15 protein-coding genes are annotated in these 14,485 nt (G+C 33.1%); 5 read left to right on the forward strand and 10 right to left on the reverse strand.

Annotated elements, in window-relative coordinates; all coding sequences use genetic code 11:
* Window positions 1-56: 56 nt before the first annotated feature.
* Window positions 57-2,426, reverse strand: coding sequence for a GAF domain-containing protein (locus AAYQ05_RS04170; protein WP_343541326.1), 2,370 nt, complete (start codon window positions 2,424-2,426; stop codon window positions 57-59).
* Between the two features lie 226 nt (window positions 2,427-2,652).
* Between AAYQ05_RS04170 and AAYQ05_RS04175 the strand changes: the two genes are divergently transcribed.
* Entirely contained in the window at window positions 2,653-3,405 is a 753-nt protein-coding gene (locus tag AAYQ05_RS04175; protein WP_343541327.1) for an SDR family oxidoreductase, read from the forward strand.
* 71 nt (window positions 3,406-3,476) lie between these two features.
* The gene (locus tag AAYQ05_RS04180) at window positions 3,477-4,058 is read left to right on the forward strand and encodes a TetR/AcrR family transcriptional regulator (protein ID WP_343541328.1); all 582 of its coding nucleotides are present in this window, start codon (window positions 3,477-3,479) and stop codon (window positions 4,056-4,058) included.
* A gap of 88 nt (window positions 4,059-4,146) precedes the next feature.
* Here the strand turns inward: AAYQ05_RS04180 and AAYQ05_RS04185 are convergent, their stop codons facing one another.
* The 9 genes from AAYQ05_RS04185 to AAYQ05_RS04225 all read right to left on the reverse strand — a co-directional run bounded on the left by AAYQ05_RS04185 (window position 4,147) and on the right by AAYQ05_RS04225 (window position 10,819).
* Complete coding sequence (locus AAYQ05_RS04185; RefSeq protein ID WP_035647713.1) at window positions 4,147-5,205, reverse strand: nucleoid-associated protein; 1,059 nt, start codon at window positions 5,203-5,205, stop codon at window positions 4,147-4,149.
* Window positions 5,206-5,211: 6 nt separating this feature from the next.
* Window positions 5,212-5,607, reverse strand: coding sequence for a four helix bundle protein (locus tag AAYQ05_RS04190; protein WP_343541330.1), 396 nt, complete (start codon window positions 5,605-5,607; stop codon window positions 5,212-5,214).
* Between the two features lie 95 nt (window positions 5,608-5,702).
* Window positions 5,703-6,245 (reverse strand): IS1096 element passenger TnpR family protein, encoded by a 543-nt coding sequence (locus AAYQ05_RS04195; protein WP_111378299.1) that lies wholly within the window; start codon window positions 6,243-6,245, stop codon window positions 5,703-5,705.
* A gap of 211 nt (window positions 6,246-6,456) precedes the next feature.
* Window positions 6,457-7,056, reverse strand: a complete 600-nt coding sequence (locus AAYQ05_RS04200; protein ID WP_343541333.1) for an HPP family protein — start codon at window positions 7,054-7,056, stop codon at window positions 6,457-6,459.
* Window positions 7,057-7,140: 84 nt separating this feature from the next.
* Entirely contained in the window at window positions 7,141-8,424 is a 1,284-nt protein-coding gene (locus AAYQ05_RS04205) for a chloride channel protein (RefSeq protein ID WP_343541335.1), read from the reverse strand.
* Between the two features lie 348 nt (window positions 8,425-8,772).
* Window positions 8,773-9,162 (reverse strand): SMU1112c/YaeR family gloxylase I-like metalloprotein, encoded by a 390-nt coding sequence (gene gloA2, locus AAYQ05_RS04210; protein ID WP_111363319.1) that lies wholly within the window; start codon window positions 9,160-9,162, stop codon window positions 8,773-8,775.
* Window positions 9,162-9,737 carry a sugar O-acetyltransferase gene (locus AAYQ05_RS04215; protein WP_343541338.1) on the reverse strand — a complete coding sequence of 192 codons (576 nt, stop codon included), beginning with the start codon at window positions 9,735-9,737 and terminating at the stop codon, window positions 9,162-9,164. Before AAYQ05_RS04215 ends, gloA2 begins: the two co-directional genes overlap by 1 nt.
* Before the next feature lie 3 nt (window positions 9,738-9,740).
* Window positions 9,741-10,199 carry a YciI family protein gene (locus tag AAYQ05_RS04220; RefSeq protein ID WP_343541339.1) on the reverse strand — a complete coding sequence of 153 codons (459 nt, stop codon included), beginning with the start codon at window positions 10,197-10,199 and terminating at the stop codon, window positions 9,741-9,743.
* 206 nt (window positions 10,200-10,405) lie between these two features.
* Entirely contained in the window at window positions 10,406-10,819 is a 414-nt protein-coding gene (locus tag AAYQ05_RS04225) for a DinB family protein (RefSeq protein ID WP_343541340.1), read from the reverse strand.
* A gap of 143 nt (window positions 10,820-10,962) precedes the next feature.
* Between AAYQ05_RS04225 and AAYQ05_RS04230 the strand changes: the two genes are divergently transcribed.
* The 3 genes from AAYQ05_RS04230 to AAYQ05_RS04240 all read left to right on the forward strand — a co-directional run bounded on the left by AAYQ05_RS04230 (window position 10,963) and on the right by AAYQ05_RS04240 (window position 14,471).
* A complete protein-coding gene (locus AAYQ05_RS04230; protein ID WP_343541341.1) occupies window positions 10,963-13,128 on the forward strand; it encodes a TonB-dependent receptor in 2,166 nt (721 codons plus the stop codon).
* Window positions 13,129-13,395: 267 nt separating this feature from the next.
* Window positions 13,396-13,803 carry a DUF2141 domain-containing protein gene (locus AAYQ05_RS04235; RefSeq protein WP_343541342.1) on the forward strand — a complete coding sequence of 136 codons (408 nt, stop codon included), beginning with the start codon at window positions 13,396-13,398 and terminating at the stop codon, window positions 13,801-13,803.
* Between the two features lie 47 nt (window positions 13,804-13,850).
* On the forward strand, window positions 13,851-14,471 hold the full coding sequence (locus tag AAYQ05_RS04240; RefSeq protein ID WP_343541344.1) for a hypothetical protein: 621 nt from the start codon (window positions 13,851-13,853) through the stop codon (window positions 14,469-14,471).
* Window positions 14,472-14,485: the final 14 nt, after the last annotated feature.

The raw sequence follows: 14,485 nt of genomic DNA on the forward strand, positions 1-14,485 counted from the left end.
AGCGAATCCGTTTTATCCGTGTTCAATTATTTGGTCAATAAAAAAAGCTCAACTATTTAGTTGAGCTCATCTAATAAATCCTGATAAGTTATTTTTTTAATTCCTGGGTTTGAACTATTGTTTATTACTTTGACACGAATTGCTCTTAAACCAGAAACTCCCTGAAGATCTTCAACTTCAAATTGCTCTATTGACGGTTCAAGTATTTTCTTGTGCTGTAAATATTTAATATACTTTAAATATTCTGCCTCTTCGCTATTTTGAGAATATACAATTGTAATTTTCTCTTTCTCGGTAATTCTTTCGTTTGTTCCTTTAATATGCGATTTGTCAATTCGTTTTTTAACAACTTCATATCTTGCATTGTAAGTTCCATCTACATCAAAACGTTTTTCGTCCATTCTAAAACGGATAGAAAGTGCAGAACTAAAAACGAGAATTAAAGAAGTAACATCCAGTTCGTATGGAAGAGATTCCTTAAGTTCATGGTGTTCCAGTTCCATTTCGCATAAAGTTTGCAGCTGCCACAAACGAAGATTGTGTAAATACATAATATCGAAAGGTTTTGTTGGAGAAATTGAAGCTCCGATATATAAGTTGTGTTCAACACCATCCGTTTTAAAACGTTCGTAATAATGCGGATAAATCTGCTGCGCTTCAACTTGTTTTTTATCCAAAACCGTTGCTAGTCTTTTATTGATAATCGACATGGCATTATCAAACTTCTTTCTTTCCTGATAAAACATTCCTGTTTTTTCATCCAGACTGTCAAAGTATAATTGCTCTAATTTTTCAGATTTAGGATTGCTTTTAGTGTTTTTCAGTATCGGATGAATTTCTTCTTCTATATAACGCTGAATATGCTGTTCAGTATCTGCTTTTAGTGGATAATCCAATTCGCTTCGAAGCGATTCCAATTCAAATTTTCTTTGCTCTAGAAGAACTAGATTTGAATTTTCTTCTTGATTATCAAAAATTTCCATAAGAGCAGTCAATTGACTTTTCAAATCAATTTTTACCGTTTCATTACGATGTTCAGAAGAACCTTTAATATCAATTTGTCCGTACAGCGGATATACATTTTTAAAGACAATTTCTTTAAAAATATAATCTTTAGTATGATTCATATTTTGAAAATAGTTCTGAGATTCTCTTTTGAATTTCCAATATACGCTTGGGTGAATCGTAGTATATTCGCGCTGAATAATCGCTTCAATCTGATGCTGCATATCGGTATTATAACGATCAATAGTATCAGTTAAATACGGTAGAACCAAATCTAGTTTTGTGGCATTGACACTGTTTAAATCTCTCGGGTTTTCAGAAACCAGTTCAACAACGCCCAATAATTGTCCGCTTTTAATTACCGGAGCAAAAATGCAGCTTTGAATACCTTGCGTAAGTAAATGTTCGCCAAGTCTTTTATTTGTTGATTCTTCGGTAAACTTGCTGACATTAGAAATAACAAAAGGTTCTCTTTTGTCCAATAAATTTTCGAAAGAACAGCCAAAAAAAGCATTTTTGCAATCTACTTCCTGATCAGCTGAAAGCAAAAAGCTCTTCATCTGATTTTCGTATTTTGCAGGCCTCATAAATTTCTCTTCTTCAGGATTATAGATAATAAACCCGACTTTTAAATTCGGAAGATTAAAAATCGACTGAAAAATATTAGAAACTTCCTGATCCGTGGCAACTGTTTTTGGGCCAGGTTTTAGTAAACTGCTTTTCAATATAGAAATAGCACTTTCGGTTGTGGCATCAAATAAAGAAACAATACCGAAACCTCTTAATATCCAGCTTCCTTTTGGGAATTTAGATTTCCATAAATTGATATCGTTATAATTATCAAGTAATTGATCAATATCTTCTTGAGTTAGCGGAACAGCGTTTTCGGTTGGAGTAATTTCCATGAAATCAGCATTATACAAAATGCGATAATGTTTTTCAATTCCATTTTCATTCGGAATGTCATAGAAAAACGGCTGATTGAAATCGATATGCTGTTTGTAATAACTGCTCAAAATTAAACAACAGTTATTGATATAGAATTGATGGTCACTAAAGTCACGAATTTCCATATAAAATTCGTCTCCCGCATTTTTGAGGATTTTTTTGAAACGCTCTGTATAATTAAAGGAGATGTTTTGAAATGGAATCGTTACCGCTTTTATTTCGTTGTGCGTCAATGCAGTCGGAAATAAATCGGCTAATATATTTTTAATTAAAGCTTCATTGTTTTTGATAACCGAATAATCCTGGATTCCAGTCCTTAATTCCGGAATTAATTCAATTTGTTCTAAAATTGCTTTGGCATAATTTGATCTGTAATCAACGTCTGACTGCGCAATCTCTTCAAAAGATTCGATTAGCTTGTGAAATGAAATTATAGTGGTAAAAGGACTTTCTTTAAAAAATTGAATATCCATCTGAGTTATTTTTTAATGCAAAATTAAGCATAAATTAAGAATCAGCCTCATTTTGCGATTTCTTTCGTTTATCATTCTATAGATAATTCCTTATTTGACGGGCGTTTCTCTTCTAAATTAAATATTTTAACATAAATTTAACTTTAATAATAACGGAACGATCGTTCCGTTATTATATCTTTGTATTGTAATAATTGAATAATCAATAACTTAAATGATAAATAAAATGAAAAATTTAGAAAACAAAGTAGCAATCGTGACAAGTGGAAACAGCGGAATTGGATATGCAGCCGCAGCAGATTTAGCAGCAAAAGGAGCAAAAGTAATTGTAACAGGAAGAAACAAAGAAGCTTTGGCAAAAGCGGAAAAAGAATTGAATGTTACAGGAATTGTAGCTGATCAATCTGATTTAAAATCAAGCGACAATTTAGTTGAAGAAGTAAAAGCAAAATTTGGTAAAGTTGATATTTTATTCTTGAACGCTGGAATTGCAGCTTTTGCGCCACTAGATTCAGCTTCAGAAGATCATTATGACAGTATTATGAATGTCAATGTAAAAGGAGTTTATTTTACAGTCCAAAAAGTGCTTCCAATTTTAAATGACGGCGGTTCAATTATCTTTAATACTTCTGTAAACGCTCATGTTGGAATGCCAAATTCAAGTGTATATGCAGCGAGTAAAGCAGCTGTATTATCTTTAAATAAAGTTTTTGCTGTAGAATTGGCTTCAAGAAAAATTAGGGTAAATGCGGTTTCTCCTGGTCCAATCGAAACACCATTGTACGGAAAAGTTGGTTTAGAAAAAGAAGAAGTAGAAGGTTTAGGATCTGCTTTGGGAGAGAAAATTTTATTAAAACGTTTTGGACAAGCTGCTGAAGTTGCAAAAACAGTTAGTTTCTTAGCTTCAGATGATGCTTCATTTATCACTGGATCTGAAATTGTTGTTGATGGTGGACTTATCGTAAATACAGTGCTATAATTTTTTTGACTTATTCAGGAACGATTGTTCCGTATTTTTATATCTTTGTAAATGAATTTAATTTGAATGTCATGGCTAGAACGAAAGAATTTGATGAAGATCAGGCTTTAGATAAAGCAATCGAAATTTTTTGGCACAAAGGTTATAACGGCACTTCTGCTCAGGATTTGGTGACGCATTTAGGTTTAAGCCGTTCTAGTTTATATGATACTTTTGGAGATAAGCAGCAATTGTTTACAAAATCTTTGCAGCGTTATCAGAAGCAAGCTCAAGATGCAGTCAAAGAACTTTTAGAAAAATCTGAGAATGTCAAAGAAACTTTGCAGGCTATTTTTAAGCAAGCAGTGATCGAAAGTTTAGAAGATCGAATTACAAAAGGCTGTTTTATGGTTAATTCTTCTGTAGAGTTAGCGATGCACGATGAAGAAATTGCCAAAATTGTAAAAGACAATAGCCAAACTATGGAAGAAGTTTTTACAAATGCTGTTAAAAAAGGGCAGGAGGCAGGACATATTTCCAAACAGCTGGATGCAAAAGTTTTGGCTCGATTTATCTTTAATAATTACTCAGGAATTCGAGTTTTAGCTCGCACTGGAGAAAGAAACAAACAAGTGTACGATGATATTGTAAAAGCCGTATTCTCGGTTTTATAACATTGAAATTTAAGATAATAAAAAAACGGCAGTTACTTTTGTAATTGCCGTTTTCTGTTTTAAGTAAGTAATAGAAAATGAAAACTTCTTAGCTTTTCTCTTCTTTATTGAAGTAAACTAAGTAGTAATACATTTGTTTTTCTTCATCCCAGCCTTTTTCAACAAATTTTTCTGCACTTTCAGGGTTGATGAAATCCATTTTAATCTGAATATGAGTATCCAAATTAATTACGTTTTTAATCGATTTTCTAGCGTCAGAAACTGCTGCGTTGGCGATAGGGAATGAGGTTACATCTTCGATGCTGTATTTTTCTCCTTTATCAACTTTATAGTTTTTAAATTCAGGAATCAAATCAGGATTGTCTAGTACTTCATTCAAGAAATTCTGCTCTTCAAACTGATCATTTTTAGCGAAATAATTCACAGATCGGTTCATAAACATTACTTCCTCTTTCTTGTCTTCTGCTGGCAAAACCACGTCTTTTGCGAAGTTTTGACAGAACTTTAAATATTTTTTTGTGATGAAATTTTCATCTTCAAAAGCATCAACAGATAAAAAGTGTTCTAACCAGTAGCGTGCGTCATAGCGGTTGCTGTCTACAGTTAAAATTTTGTATCCTTCTTCTTTTTTATAGTTGAAAATCAAACACCCTTTATCCAATTTACTCAAGTTGATTCCTTGCTGTAAAATCATTTCAAGGTTACTTCCGTTTTCTTCAAACTGTAAAAAGTCGGCTTGTAACTCGCTTTTAAAAATACCGATGGCATCAACTACATTATTATCAATGCTTAAGTTTGTTAAGTAAGTTACGTAAACCTCTCCGTTTTTAATGTGCGGGTGATTTGACTGCTCAAATAAATGCTTTGTGATGTTCTTAGAAACCTCATGAACATTTGACGGATTAGCAAAAATCTCAGTTGCATATTTAAACATGTCGTTGTAATCCAAGTCCACTTCGTGTGCAAACTGATAATAGTTTTCTTCTTTTTCTCTAAAAGGCTTAAAAAAGAATTCTTTTATCAAAGGAACGATCTCGTCATTTAAATTAAATGGCTGCTCCGATAAAAAAATTGCTTCGTTACGGCTTTTGTTTCCTACGCGGTGTATTGACAGCGTGTCGATGTGGGTGTTGAATAAATTTATCATATTTTTTTAGGTACTGAGGTTCTGAGATGCTAAGGTACTAAGGTTTGGTTCTGCTTTTATTTTTTTTATAAAAGAAACTAACATTCTTTCTATCTCTCGGGTATCCTCATATAAATTGTTAAAATCGTCTTCTTTTAAATAAGATATATTTTTTGCGATTTCTAATTGCGTTTGCATTTCGAATAGAGAACCAATAGAAATGCTTAAAAAACGCAAAAGTTCTTTATTGCTTTCTCTTCCATATCCTTCGGCAATATTACTGGGAATTGAAATCGAGCTTCGTTTAATTTGAGAAGTTAATCCGAAGACTTCTTCTTTTGGAAATTTGTTTGTTAAGGAATAAATTTTGGTAATCAAGGTCATAGATTTCTGCCAAACCAATAAAGTTCTAAAATTGCTCATGCTTAATATTTTTAATTCGAAGAATTAAAAATAAGAAAAAACTTTCAAAAATAAAACCTTAGAACCTTAGCGTCTCAGAACCTTAGAACCTCAAATTAATTCCAATTCTCCTCAAATCCATAATCTTCGAAGCTGTCATCACCTTCGAACATGTCAAGATCGTCTTCGTCTAAGTCGTCTTCAAATTCTCCGTAGATATCGTCGTGCATGTCATCGGCTTCGAAGTTTTTTTCGTGAGCTTCGTCTGGCATTTCACCGTGAGAGAATAAAGTTTCTGGATACGTTGCTCCTACAGCTTCGTCTTCGATTGCAGCCAATTCAACTAAGAAAGTCCACATACTTATGAAATCGTAAACGTAGATAATCTTTGTATTTTCTTTGTCTAAAATACTAGATAACGGATAATCGTTCATGGTTCTCATTTCGCCAGGAACATCTCCTGTATCAAAAAGCGGAATTTCATCTTCCTGATTCCAAGTGTCATCACAAGTATAAAATGAAGCCACTTCTGATCCGTCAAAGCCAAAAGCATTGAAGATTGCATTGTGTAAATCTTCAAGTGTATCTTCCTCAAGAATAGCAATGTCTCTAAAAATATCTTCTTCGGCGTCTAGAATAACTCTAAATTTATAAACCATAATCTTTGTTTTTATTGAGAGGTCAAAGGTAAAATATAAAAAACGAAATACGAATCACGAATTACGATTTGTTGAAAAGATTTTAGTCTCTTGTTTTTCTGTGTTTTAATTTTTTTATGATCCTGCGAGGTTTTCAAAACCTCGTAGGTCTTATTAATGCTGAAGTTTATGCTTACAAAGTTTTGAAAACCTTGCAGGAGAAGGGCCAGAATTATTTTCTCGCCAGTCTTTTTCTAATTTTATGATAATGTTTATGATAAGTGCTATGGCTTGGATAACTTCTGCTTGAAGTAATATTATTAAAAAACAAGGCAGTCACAAATAAAATTAAAACACCAACAAGAACAGGAGAAATCACATACATATATCCTAAGCCCTTTATTTGTGCTGAACCGGTAACTGCAATTAAAGCTGTTGCACCTCCAGGTGGATGTAAGGTTTTTGTAATCTGCATGAAAATAACCGAAAGAGAGACAGCAAGAGGAGCCGAAATCCATACAATATCAGGTACTAGTTTATTTACGGTAACTCCTATAAAGGCTGAAATAAGATGTCCTCCAATTAAATTTCTTGGTTGTGAAAACGGACTTTGTATAATTCCGTAAATCAAAACACTCGAGGCGCCAAAAGATCCAATCAAATAAACGACATCGCTTCCTGTAAATTGTGAAGATTCAAGATAGGCAAGAATCCCAATTCCAACAAACGAACCTAGAAATGACCAAAAATGCTCTTTATAATCAATTAAAGTTTCTTTATAAAGAATGTAACGTGTTTTGCGATAGCTTCTTTTTATTTTTTCTGTTGGCATTATTGTGGTTTTATATTTTACTCGTTATGCTTTTAAATATACTTTGCTATATCTTTTAAATCTTCAGATTGTAATAGCCTGAAATTATTTAACTAAACTTGGAGAATAGCTATAAACAGTGTAAGGATAAATTGTTTTGGCTGTATATTTTGAAATCAAGCAAACTGCAAGAATCGGAAAAAACAAAGTATAATCGTTTGTTAAACCGCAAACTAAGAAAATAGCTGTAAATGGTGCATGAATACTTGCACTAAGAACCGCAGCCATTCCGATAATCATAAAGTTAACCGGAATTACATTTACATGAAAAAAGCTGTTTAAGATAGAAGCCAACAATAATCCTAAAAATGCACCGATGAATAAACTTGGTGCAAAAACACCGCCGTCACCGCCAGAAGCTAGAGTAATTGAAGTTACAATAGGTTTTAGAATCAATATTCCGATAAATGTTACGGCCAATGTAATGGTTAGCGGAAGCTGAGATGAAGGCCCAAAAATTCCTTTAATGGCATGATAACCTTCTCCGTATAATTGAGGAAAAAAGAATAATGAAATACTTAAAACCGCAGATCCTAAAATGATTTTGTAATAATGCGTATCGATTTTTCCAAATTGAGATTTGAAGAATAAAACACAACGTGTTAGATAAACAGAATTCATTCCCGCTAAGATTCCTAAAAGAATGAAGTACGGAATTGCTTTTAAGTTCCATGTTGTGATGGAAACTGCAAATAATGGTTCTTCTTTTAAAATCGTTAGTAAACCAAAAGCGATAGAAACGGCAATTAAATTTGAAATGATAAATGCTCGCGTTACTTTTCTAGAAATTACTTCGAAAGCAAATAAAACTCCTGCAATCGGACTGCTGAAAAGTGCTGTGACTCCCGCCGCAACTCCCGCGCAGATAAGTTCTGTTTTATATTGACGGAAAACATTTTCTTTTTCATGCGCTACAGAACCAATAGTTGCTGTGGCTACAACGGTAGAAACTTCAATTCCTGTAGAACCTCCAAAAATAACGGTCAATAAGCCGTTTATGAAGTGAGATGGAATTTTATAAGAAGGCAGATTTTTAGATTTTGATGCAGTGCTTTCAAAAACTTCTTTGATTCCTTTGTTTTCTTTTTTCTTAAAAAGATATTGTCTAAGAAAATAAATTACTGATAATCCAAAAACAGGGAAAACAATATAAAATATTGGATGAACCGAAACTTCGTGAAAGAAAATTTCTTCGTAATATTCGGTTATTTTTTTTAGTGAAATTCCGAGAAAGGCAGAAAGGAAGCCAATTAAGATAGAAACAATAACTAATTTTCGGAGTTTAATTAATTGATGATTTTTTTTGATTTGCGCCGTTTTGTTCATCATTATAAGTTTGAGAATCGCATTTTTTTTCTGCGGATTACAAAATTAAGCATCAAATTCGGTTTTTTCTAGGAAATCTTTATTTTAGTGTGTTAAAATGGATATAAACAGGAAAATTCTTTCGACGTTATTTTTGCCACAAAGGCACTAAGACGCAAAGATATTTAAATAGCCCCTAGCTTCAGCTAGGGGAGTAAGTTTTAAACAATGAAAGGCTTTAGCCAAACTTCGCAGATTTGGCTAAAGCCTTTTTTAAATGTTTCTATTTGACATCCAGCTAAAGCTGGACGCAATTCAATCTTAAATACTTAAAAAAAAACTTTCCGTCTTAGCGCCTTTGTGGCAAAAAGCTTATCTCTCATAAAACTCAATCGGCAACAAATCTGGATCTGCAATAAAAGTGAAACGCTTTTCTGTGGTTTCATCAATTCTTATCGGTTCCGATTCTATATTTTTTGAAGTTAAAAAAGCAATCGTTTCTTCTAGATTAATGACTTCAAATGCCAAATGTCTTAAACCAACCGCTTCTGGTCTTGAAGGTCTTTGCGGCGGATTTGGAAATGAAAATAATTCGACAACATACGAACCATTCAAAGCCAAATCCAATTTATAAGATTGGCGTTCTTCGCGGTAAATTTCACGAATAATGGTTAAACCTAAAATCTGAGTATAGAAATATTTCGATTTTTCGTAATCGGAACATAAAATGGCAATATGGTGAACTTTATTAAGGGTAAGCATTATTTTTTTGATTCAGGTTCTTGATTTAATTTTCGAATAACTTTTGCTGGATTTCCAACAGCAAGCGAGTTGTCAGGAATATCTTTTGTAACGACAGATCCAGCGCCAATCACACAGCCTTTTCCGATGGTTACACCTGGGCAGATAACCGAATTTCCGCCAATCCAGCAATCGTCTCCAATTGTAACGGGATACGCATTTTCTAATGTTTTTCGTAGTTTAGCGTCAAGCGGATGTGATGCAGTATAAATCTGAACATTTGGTGCAATAAATACATTTGAGCCAATATTTACTGGCGCGCAGTCTAAAACGACACAATTCACATTAAAATAAACATTTTCGCCAGCAAAAATATTGTAACCGTAATCACAATGAAAAGGTGGTTCAATATAAAGACCAGCCCCAGCATTTGGAATCAGCTCTTTTAGTATTTCTTTTGCTTTTTTGGTAACTCTATATTCTTTTACATTTAAGCTGTGTAAAAGGTTTTTTGCCGCACGGCGTCCTTTTACTAATTCGGGATCAAAGGCGTTGTAATATTCGCCAGAGATCATTTTTTCTTTTTCTGTTTTCATATTTTACATTTTCGTCTTGGCAATTTTTTCATGCATTTTCGGAATTTCCTGCAAAGCTGCGGTGCAGTACCAAGGCGTTAATTCGGCTTCGAGTAAATTGGCTTTTATTGCCGGATCGGTGGCAACAAGAGCTTTGGCTTCTTCTACGGTTTCTACATTAAAAATATAAATGCCACGATAATTTCTATCATTTTTCATGAAAGGTCCTGCAACAACCAATTTTCCTTCTTTGGCTAGTTTGCCAATGTTTTCCATGTGTCCTTCAAAAAGTTTTTTACTTTCTTCTTTAGAAGCTGTTGTATTACTTCCGGATTTTAGAAGACAAAAAACATATTTCTTCATTCCGTATTCGTCGGCATGAAGTGATTTGGCTAGAGCTTCATCGTATTTCACTTCGGTTTCTTGTGAAAAGCCGATGCTACTGAACAATAATAATGCGAGCATAAAAAGTATATTCTTCATAGTCGATGATTTTTTATTTTAACACATAGAAACATAGATTTTAAAACGTAGTAAAGGCATTTTATTTTTAGAAAATCACATAGAGCTATGTGTGAAATCTAGATTTCTAAATATTCTTTTTGAGTTACAAAACCTATGTTTCTATGTGTTAGAACTAAAATTAAAGCAATTTCTTCAAAATAACAATCTGTCCTAAATGGTACACGTCATGCTGAAATGATTCCGTGAATATCTTCATAAAAATTATGATTATTGTTTAGATCTATTTTCTCGAAATCCTCATCATTAAAATCACTGAGACAAGCACTCCATAATTCTTGAGATTTTGCCAGACTTTGCAGTGATTGTTCCCAAGCGGGCTCAGATGAATCTAAAATTGGCACAAAATAATTATGATCGGGAGTTGTAATTATTTCTCCTTGAACACGTTTTAATATGTTTCTTCTCCATTGTATTAGGTGATTGACAATTTCCCAAATCGTGTTTAAGTTAGGATTGATTTTTTTATAAGCCTGAGCTGCAGTTACATCTTTTAAAGTATCTGCTAATGTCACTTCAAGCCATGGATTTCCATTATAAATGGATTGATACAAATTCGAAACTCTTTTACTTTCTGACATAGTTAATAGTTTTTAGAAACACGTTAGCTAAGATACAAATTAGTATTTTACAACTCATCCTCGAAAATCTACAATTGGGTTATTATATATTTTTTAACATGAATTGTTAAAATACATTTGCTTCATCAAAAACCAAAGATGACATGAAAACCAAATTATTTTTTACAATAAGCTTTTTATTTTTTACAGCTTTAATTTTTGCTCAAAATACGATTTCTGGAAAAGTACTTGATCCAAAAGGAAAACCTGTTGCTGGCGCTAATATTTATATTGACGGAACTTACGACGGAGCGACAAGTTCTGAAACAGGAGAATTTTCTTTTGAAACTACAGAAACTGGAAATAAATTTTTAGTGGTAAGTTTTTTGCTTTTCGAAACTTACAAGCAAGAAATTGATGTTGCTAATTATAAAAATCAAACGGTAAAATTAACAGAGAATATTAATAATTTGGATGCCGTTATTATTACAGCTGGAACTATGGAATCTGGAGAGAAATCGAGAGTTTCTGTTTTGAAACCTTTAGATATTGTAACTACGGCAGGTTCTGCAGGAAATATAGTGGCGGCTTTGCAGACTTTGCCAGGTACTCAAACGGTTGGTGAAGACGGACGTTTGTTTGTGCGCGGAGGAGAAGCTAGCGAAACACAGACTTTTGTTGACGGAATTCGTGTAGCGCAACCTTATGGTGCAACTACAAATAACTTACCTACAAGAAGCCGTTTTTCTCCTTTTTTGTTTAGCGGAATCGCTTTTTCTACAGGTGGTTATTCTGCAGAATATGGTGAAGCCTTGTCGAGTGTTTTGCTTCTAAATACACAAGACGAAGAGGATCATGATAAAACAGATATCGGATTAATGACGGTTGGTTTGAGTTTAGGAAATACACAGAAATTCAAAAAAAGTTCACTTAGTGTAAATATGATGTATGTGAATTTAGCGCCTTATCAAGCTGTTATTCCGCAAAACGTAGAGTGGAATAATCCGTATCAATCGCTTGGGGGAGAGACAGTTTATAGATATAACTTCACAAACGGAATTTTTAAACTGTATGCTTCTTTTGATTCTGAGAAGTTTGATTTGAATCAGAAAAATGTCAATTTCGAGAACCCGATTCGAACTGATATGAACAATAATAACTTTTATTTGAATTCATCTTACAAAGGAAGTTTTGGAACTGGATGGCAGATTACTTCTGGAGTGAGCTACGGTTACAGCAAAAACAAACTGAAATATGATATTACAGGAATTGAAAACCAAGAAAATGCAGCTCAGCTGAAACTGAAATTAAGCAAGAAATTTTCGAACTTTTTTAAATTGTCTTTCGGAAGTGATTATTTCATTACAAAATACGATGAAAACGTAGCCGATAATATTTCACTTAATGTTACAAATGGTTACGATTCAAACATTTTTGCAGCTTATACAGAAGGTGATATTTTATTTTCTAAAAGACTAGCCTTAAAAGTTGGTTTAAGATATTCAAACAACAGTTTGTTAAACGAAAATAATATCGCACCAAGAGCTTCATTAGGTTATAAAGCTTCAAAAAACAGTCAGTTCTCGTTTGCTTATGGAGATTATTCTCAAACACCAGTTGTAGATTATATTAAATTTTCTAAATATCATCAGTTTGAAAGTGAAAAAGCAAGACATTATATTTTCAATTATACGTTTACAAGAATAGGTCAAACACTTAGAGCAGAGGCTTATTATAAAGATTACAGCAATTTAGTGCAATATGATACAAGAGATATTCAGTACAATTCGGTTTTTAATAATAATGGATCTGGTTACGCAAAAGGATTCGATTTATTTTGGAGAGACAGCAATTTGCACAAAAACCTAGAATATTGGATTTCGTACTCTTATATCGATTCAGAAAGACAATATAAAAACTTTCCAAATATGGCAACTCCAAGTTTTATTGCCAATCATAACTTATCTGTTGTAGCAAAATATTTTATTACAGACTGGAAATCTCAGGTTAGTTTAACAAACAGTTTTAGTTCAGGACGTCCGTACAACGATCCGAACCAGACACAGTTTATGAACGGGAAAACGAAATCGTACAATAGTTTAAGTTTCAGCTGGGCGTATTTATTAACGACACAAAAAATCCTTTTTTTCTCAGTTTCAAATGTTTTAGGAACTCAGAATATTTTTGGATATGATTACGCCAAAACACCAGACGCAAGCGGAGTGTATCAAAGACAAGCGGTAGTGCCAACAGCAGACAGATTCTTTTTCGTAGGTTTCTTTTGGACGATCAGCCAGAATAAGAATGAGAATCAGTTGAAAAACTTGTAGTTCGTGGTAAAGATGCTAAGCTGCTAAGGTTCTAAGTTACTAAGGTTTTGCCATAAAAAAACTTAGAATCTTAGCGATTCAGAACCTTAGCAACTTAAAAAAACAATTCATCATCAAAAATCAACAACTCAGCAGCATTTAATTTTAAAAGACTAAAAACCGATATACTTTTGAAGTGTAAATTAACAAACCGAGTTTTAATCATCAACAAAAAAACTTAGAACCTCAGAACCTTAGTAACTTAGAACCTTAAAAAAAATAGAAATCATGACCAAAATTATTACAATAACTATCTTATTTATCTGCAGCTTAATGTCTGCTCAAAATGTGAAATTAACTGTTGCCGTTTCAGGTTTGAAAAATGACACAGGAATCGTGAAAGTAGGATTATATAATTCAGACGGAACTTTCCTTAAAACAACTTACAAAAGTTTGGCTTCGGAAATTAAAGACAATAAAGCGGTTGTAACTTTTGATGATCTTCCAGCGGGAGAATATGCAATCTCAACGTATCATGATGAAAATAGCAACGGACAGCTTGACAGAAACTCAATGGGGATGCCACTAGAAGAATATGCAGCTTCAAATAATGCTAAAGGATTTATGGGACCTCCTTTGTATAGTGATGCTAAATTTAACGTCAGCAAAGATTCAAAAATTGAAATTGTATTCTAAAAAACAAATAACTAATCCATTAAACAAACCATTAAATAACTTATAAAATGAAAAAAATCATCACTTTAATTGCACTATTTGTAGCAGTAGTAAGTTCGGCTCAAACACAATTTGAACAAGGAATGAATAAAGCATTCGGACTTTGGAAAGAAGGAAAAAATGCTGAAGCTTCGGCTTTATTTGAAAGAATTGCTGCTGCAGAAAAAAATAGCTATCTGCCTAATTATTATGTTGCTATGATCAACGCGACAGCTGTTTTTACAGAAAAAGACAAAACAAAAATCGATTTGTTATTGACCAAAGCACAAGATGCATTAGATATAGAGTTGATAAAAGACCAAGCCAACTCAGAATTGTATGTAATGCAAGCCTTAATTTATACAGGATATGTTGTAGCAGACCCGATGACAAACGGAATGAAATATTCTGCTAAAGTGATGGAAGCTTACGCAAAAGCCAAAGCATTAGATCCAAATAATCCGAGAGCAGTTTTTGGCGAAGCAGATTATCAGATAGGGGGAGCAAAATGGACAGGAGTAGATACAAAACCTTTATGCGCGCAAGTTGATAAATCTATTGAACTTTTTAATACTTTTAAACCAGCAACACCTTATTCTCCAAAATGGGGATTAGAAAGAGCTTTAGAAATTCAAAAAACTTGTAAATAATTCAGTATTATAAA

The organism is Flavobacterium movens (assembly GCF_039581425.1).
Taxonomy (GTDB): domain Bacteria; phylum Bacteroidota; class Bacteroidia; order Flavobacteriales; family Flavobacteriaceae; genus Flavobacterium; species Flavobacterium luteolum.

What these genes read in the sequence shown, in the direction of transcription:
- AAYQ05_RS04205 (WP_343541335.1), bottom strand. Translation starts at nt 8,424, where the DNA reads ATGATGAACAAAACGGCGCAAATCAAAAAAAATCATCAATTAATTAAA.
- AAYQ05_RS04180 (WP_343541328.1), top strand. Translation starts at nt 3,477, where the DNA reads ATGGCTAGAACGAAAGAATTTGATGAAGATCAGGCTTTAGATAAAGCA.
- AAYQ05_RS04175 (WP_343541327.1), top strand. Translation starts at nt 2,653, where the DNA reads ATGAAAAATTTAGAAAACAAAGTAGCAATCGTGACAAGTGGAAACAGC.
- AAYQ05_RS04240 (WP_343541344.1), top strand. Translation starts at nt 13,851, where the DNA reads ATGAAAAAAATCATCACTTTAATTGCACTATTTGTAGCAGTAGTAAGT.
- gloA2 (WP_111363319.1), bottom strand. Translation starts at nt 9,162, where the DNA reads ATGCTTACCCTTAATAAAGTTCACCATATTGCCATTTTATGTTCCGAT.
- AAYQ05_RS04235 (WP_343541342.1), top strand. Translation starts at nt 13,396, where the DNA reads ATGACCAAAATTATTACAATAACTATCTTATTTATCTGCAGCTTAATG.
- AAYQ05_RS04195 (WP_111378299.1), bottom strand. Translation starts at nt 6,245, where the DNA reads ATGGTTTATAAATTTAGAGTTATTCTAGACGCCGAAGAAGATATTTTT.
- AAYQ05_RS04200 (WP_343541333.1), bottom strand. Translation starts at nt 7,056, where the DNA reads ATGCCAACAGAAAAAATAAAAAGAAGCTATCGCAAAACACGTTACATT.
- AAYQ05_RS04170 (WP_343541326.1), bottom strand. Translation starts at nt 2,426, where the DNA reads ATGGATATTCAATTTTTTAAAGAAAGTCCTTTTACCACTATAATTTCA.
- AAYQ05_RS04185 (WP_035647713.1), bottom strand. Translation starts at nt 5,205, where the DNA reads ATGATAAATTTATTCAACACCCACATCGACACGCTGTCAATACACCGC.
- AAYQ05_RS04220 (WP_343541339.1), bottom strand. Translation starts at nt 10,199, where the DNA reads ATGAAGAATATACTTTTTATGCTCGCATTATTATTGTTCAGTAGCATC.
- AAYQ05_RS04225 (WP_343541340.1), bottom strand. Translation starts at nt 10,819, where the DNA reads ATGTCAGAAAGTAAAAGAGTTTCGAATTTGTATCAATCCATTTATAAT.
- AAYQ05_RS04190 (WP_343541330.1), bottom strand. Translation starts at nt 5,607, where the DNA reads ATGAGCAATTTTAGAACTTTATTGGTTTGGCAGAAATCTATGACCTTG.
- AAYQ05_RS04230 (WP_343541341.1), top strand. Translation starts at nt 10,963, where the DNA reads ATGAAAACCAAATTATTTTTTACAATAAGCTTTTTATTTTTTACAGCT.
- AAYQ05_RS04215 (WP_343541338.1), bottom strand. Translation starts at nt 9,737, where the DNA reads ATGAAAACAGAAAAAGAAAAAATGATCTCTGGCGAATATTACAACGCC.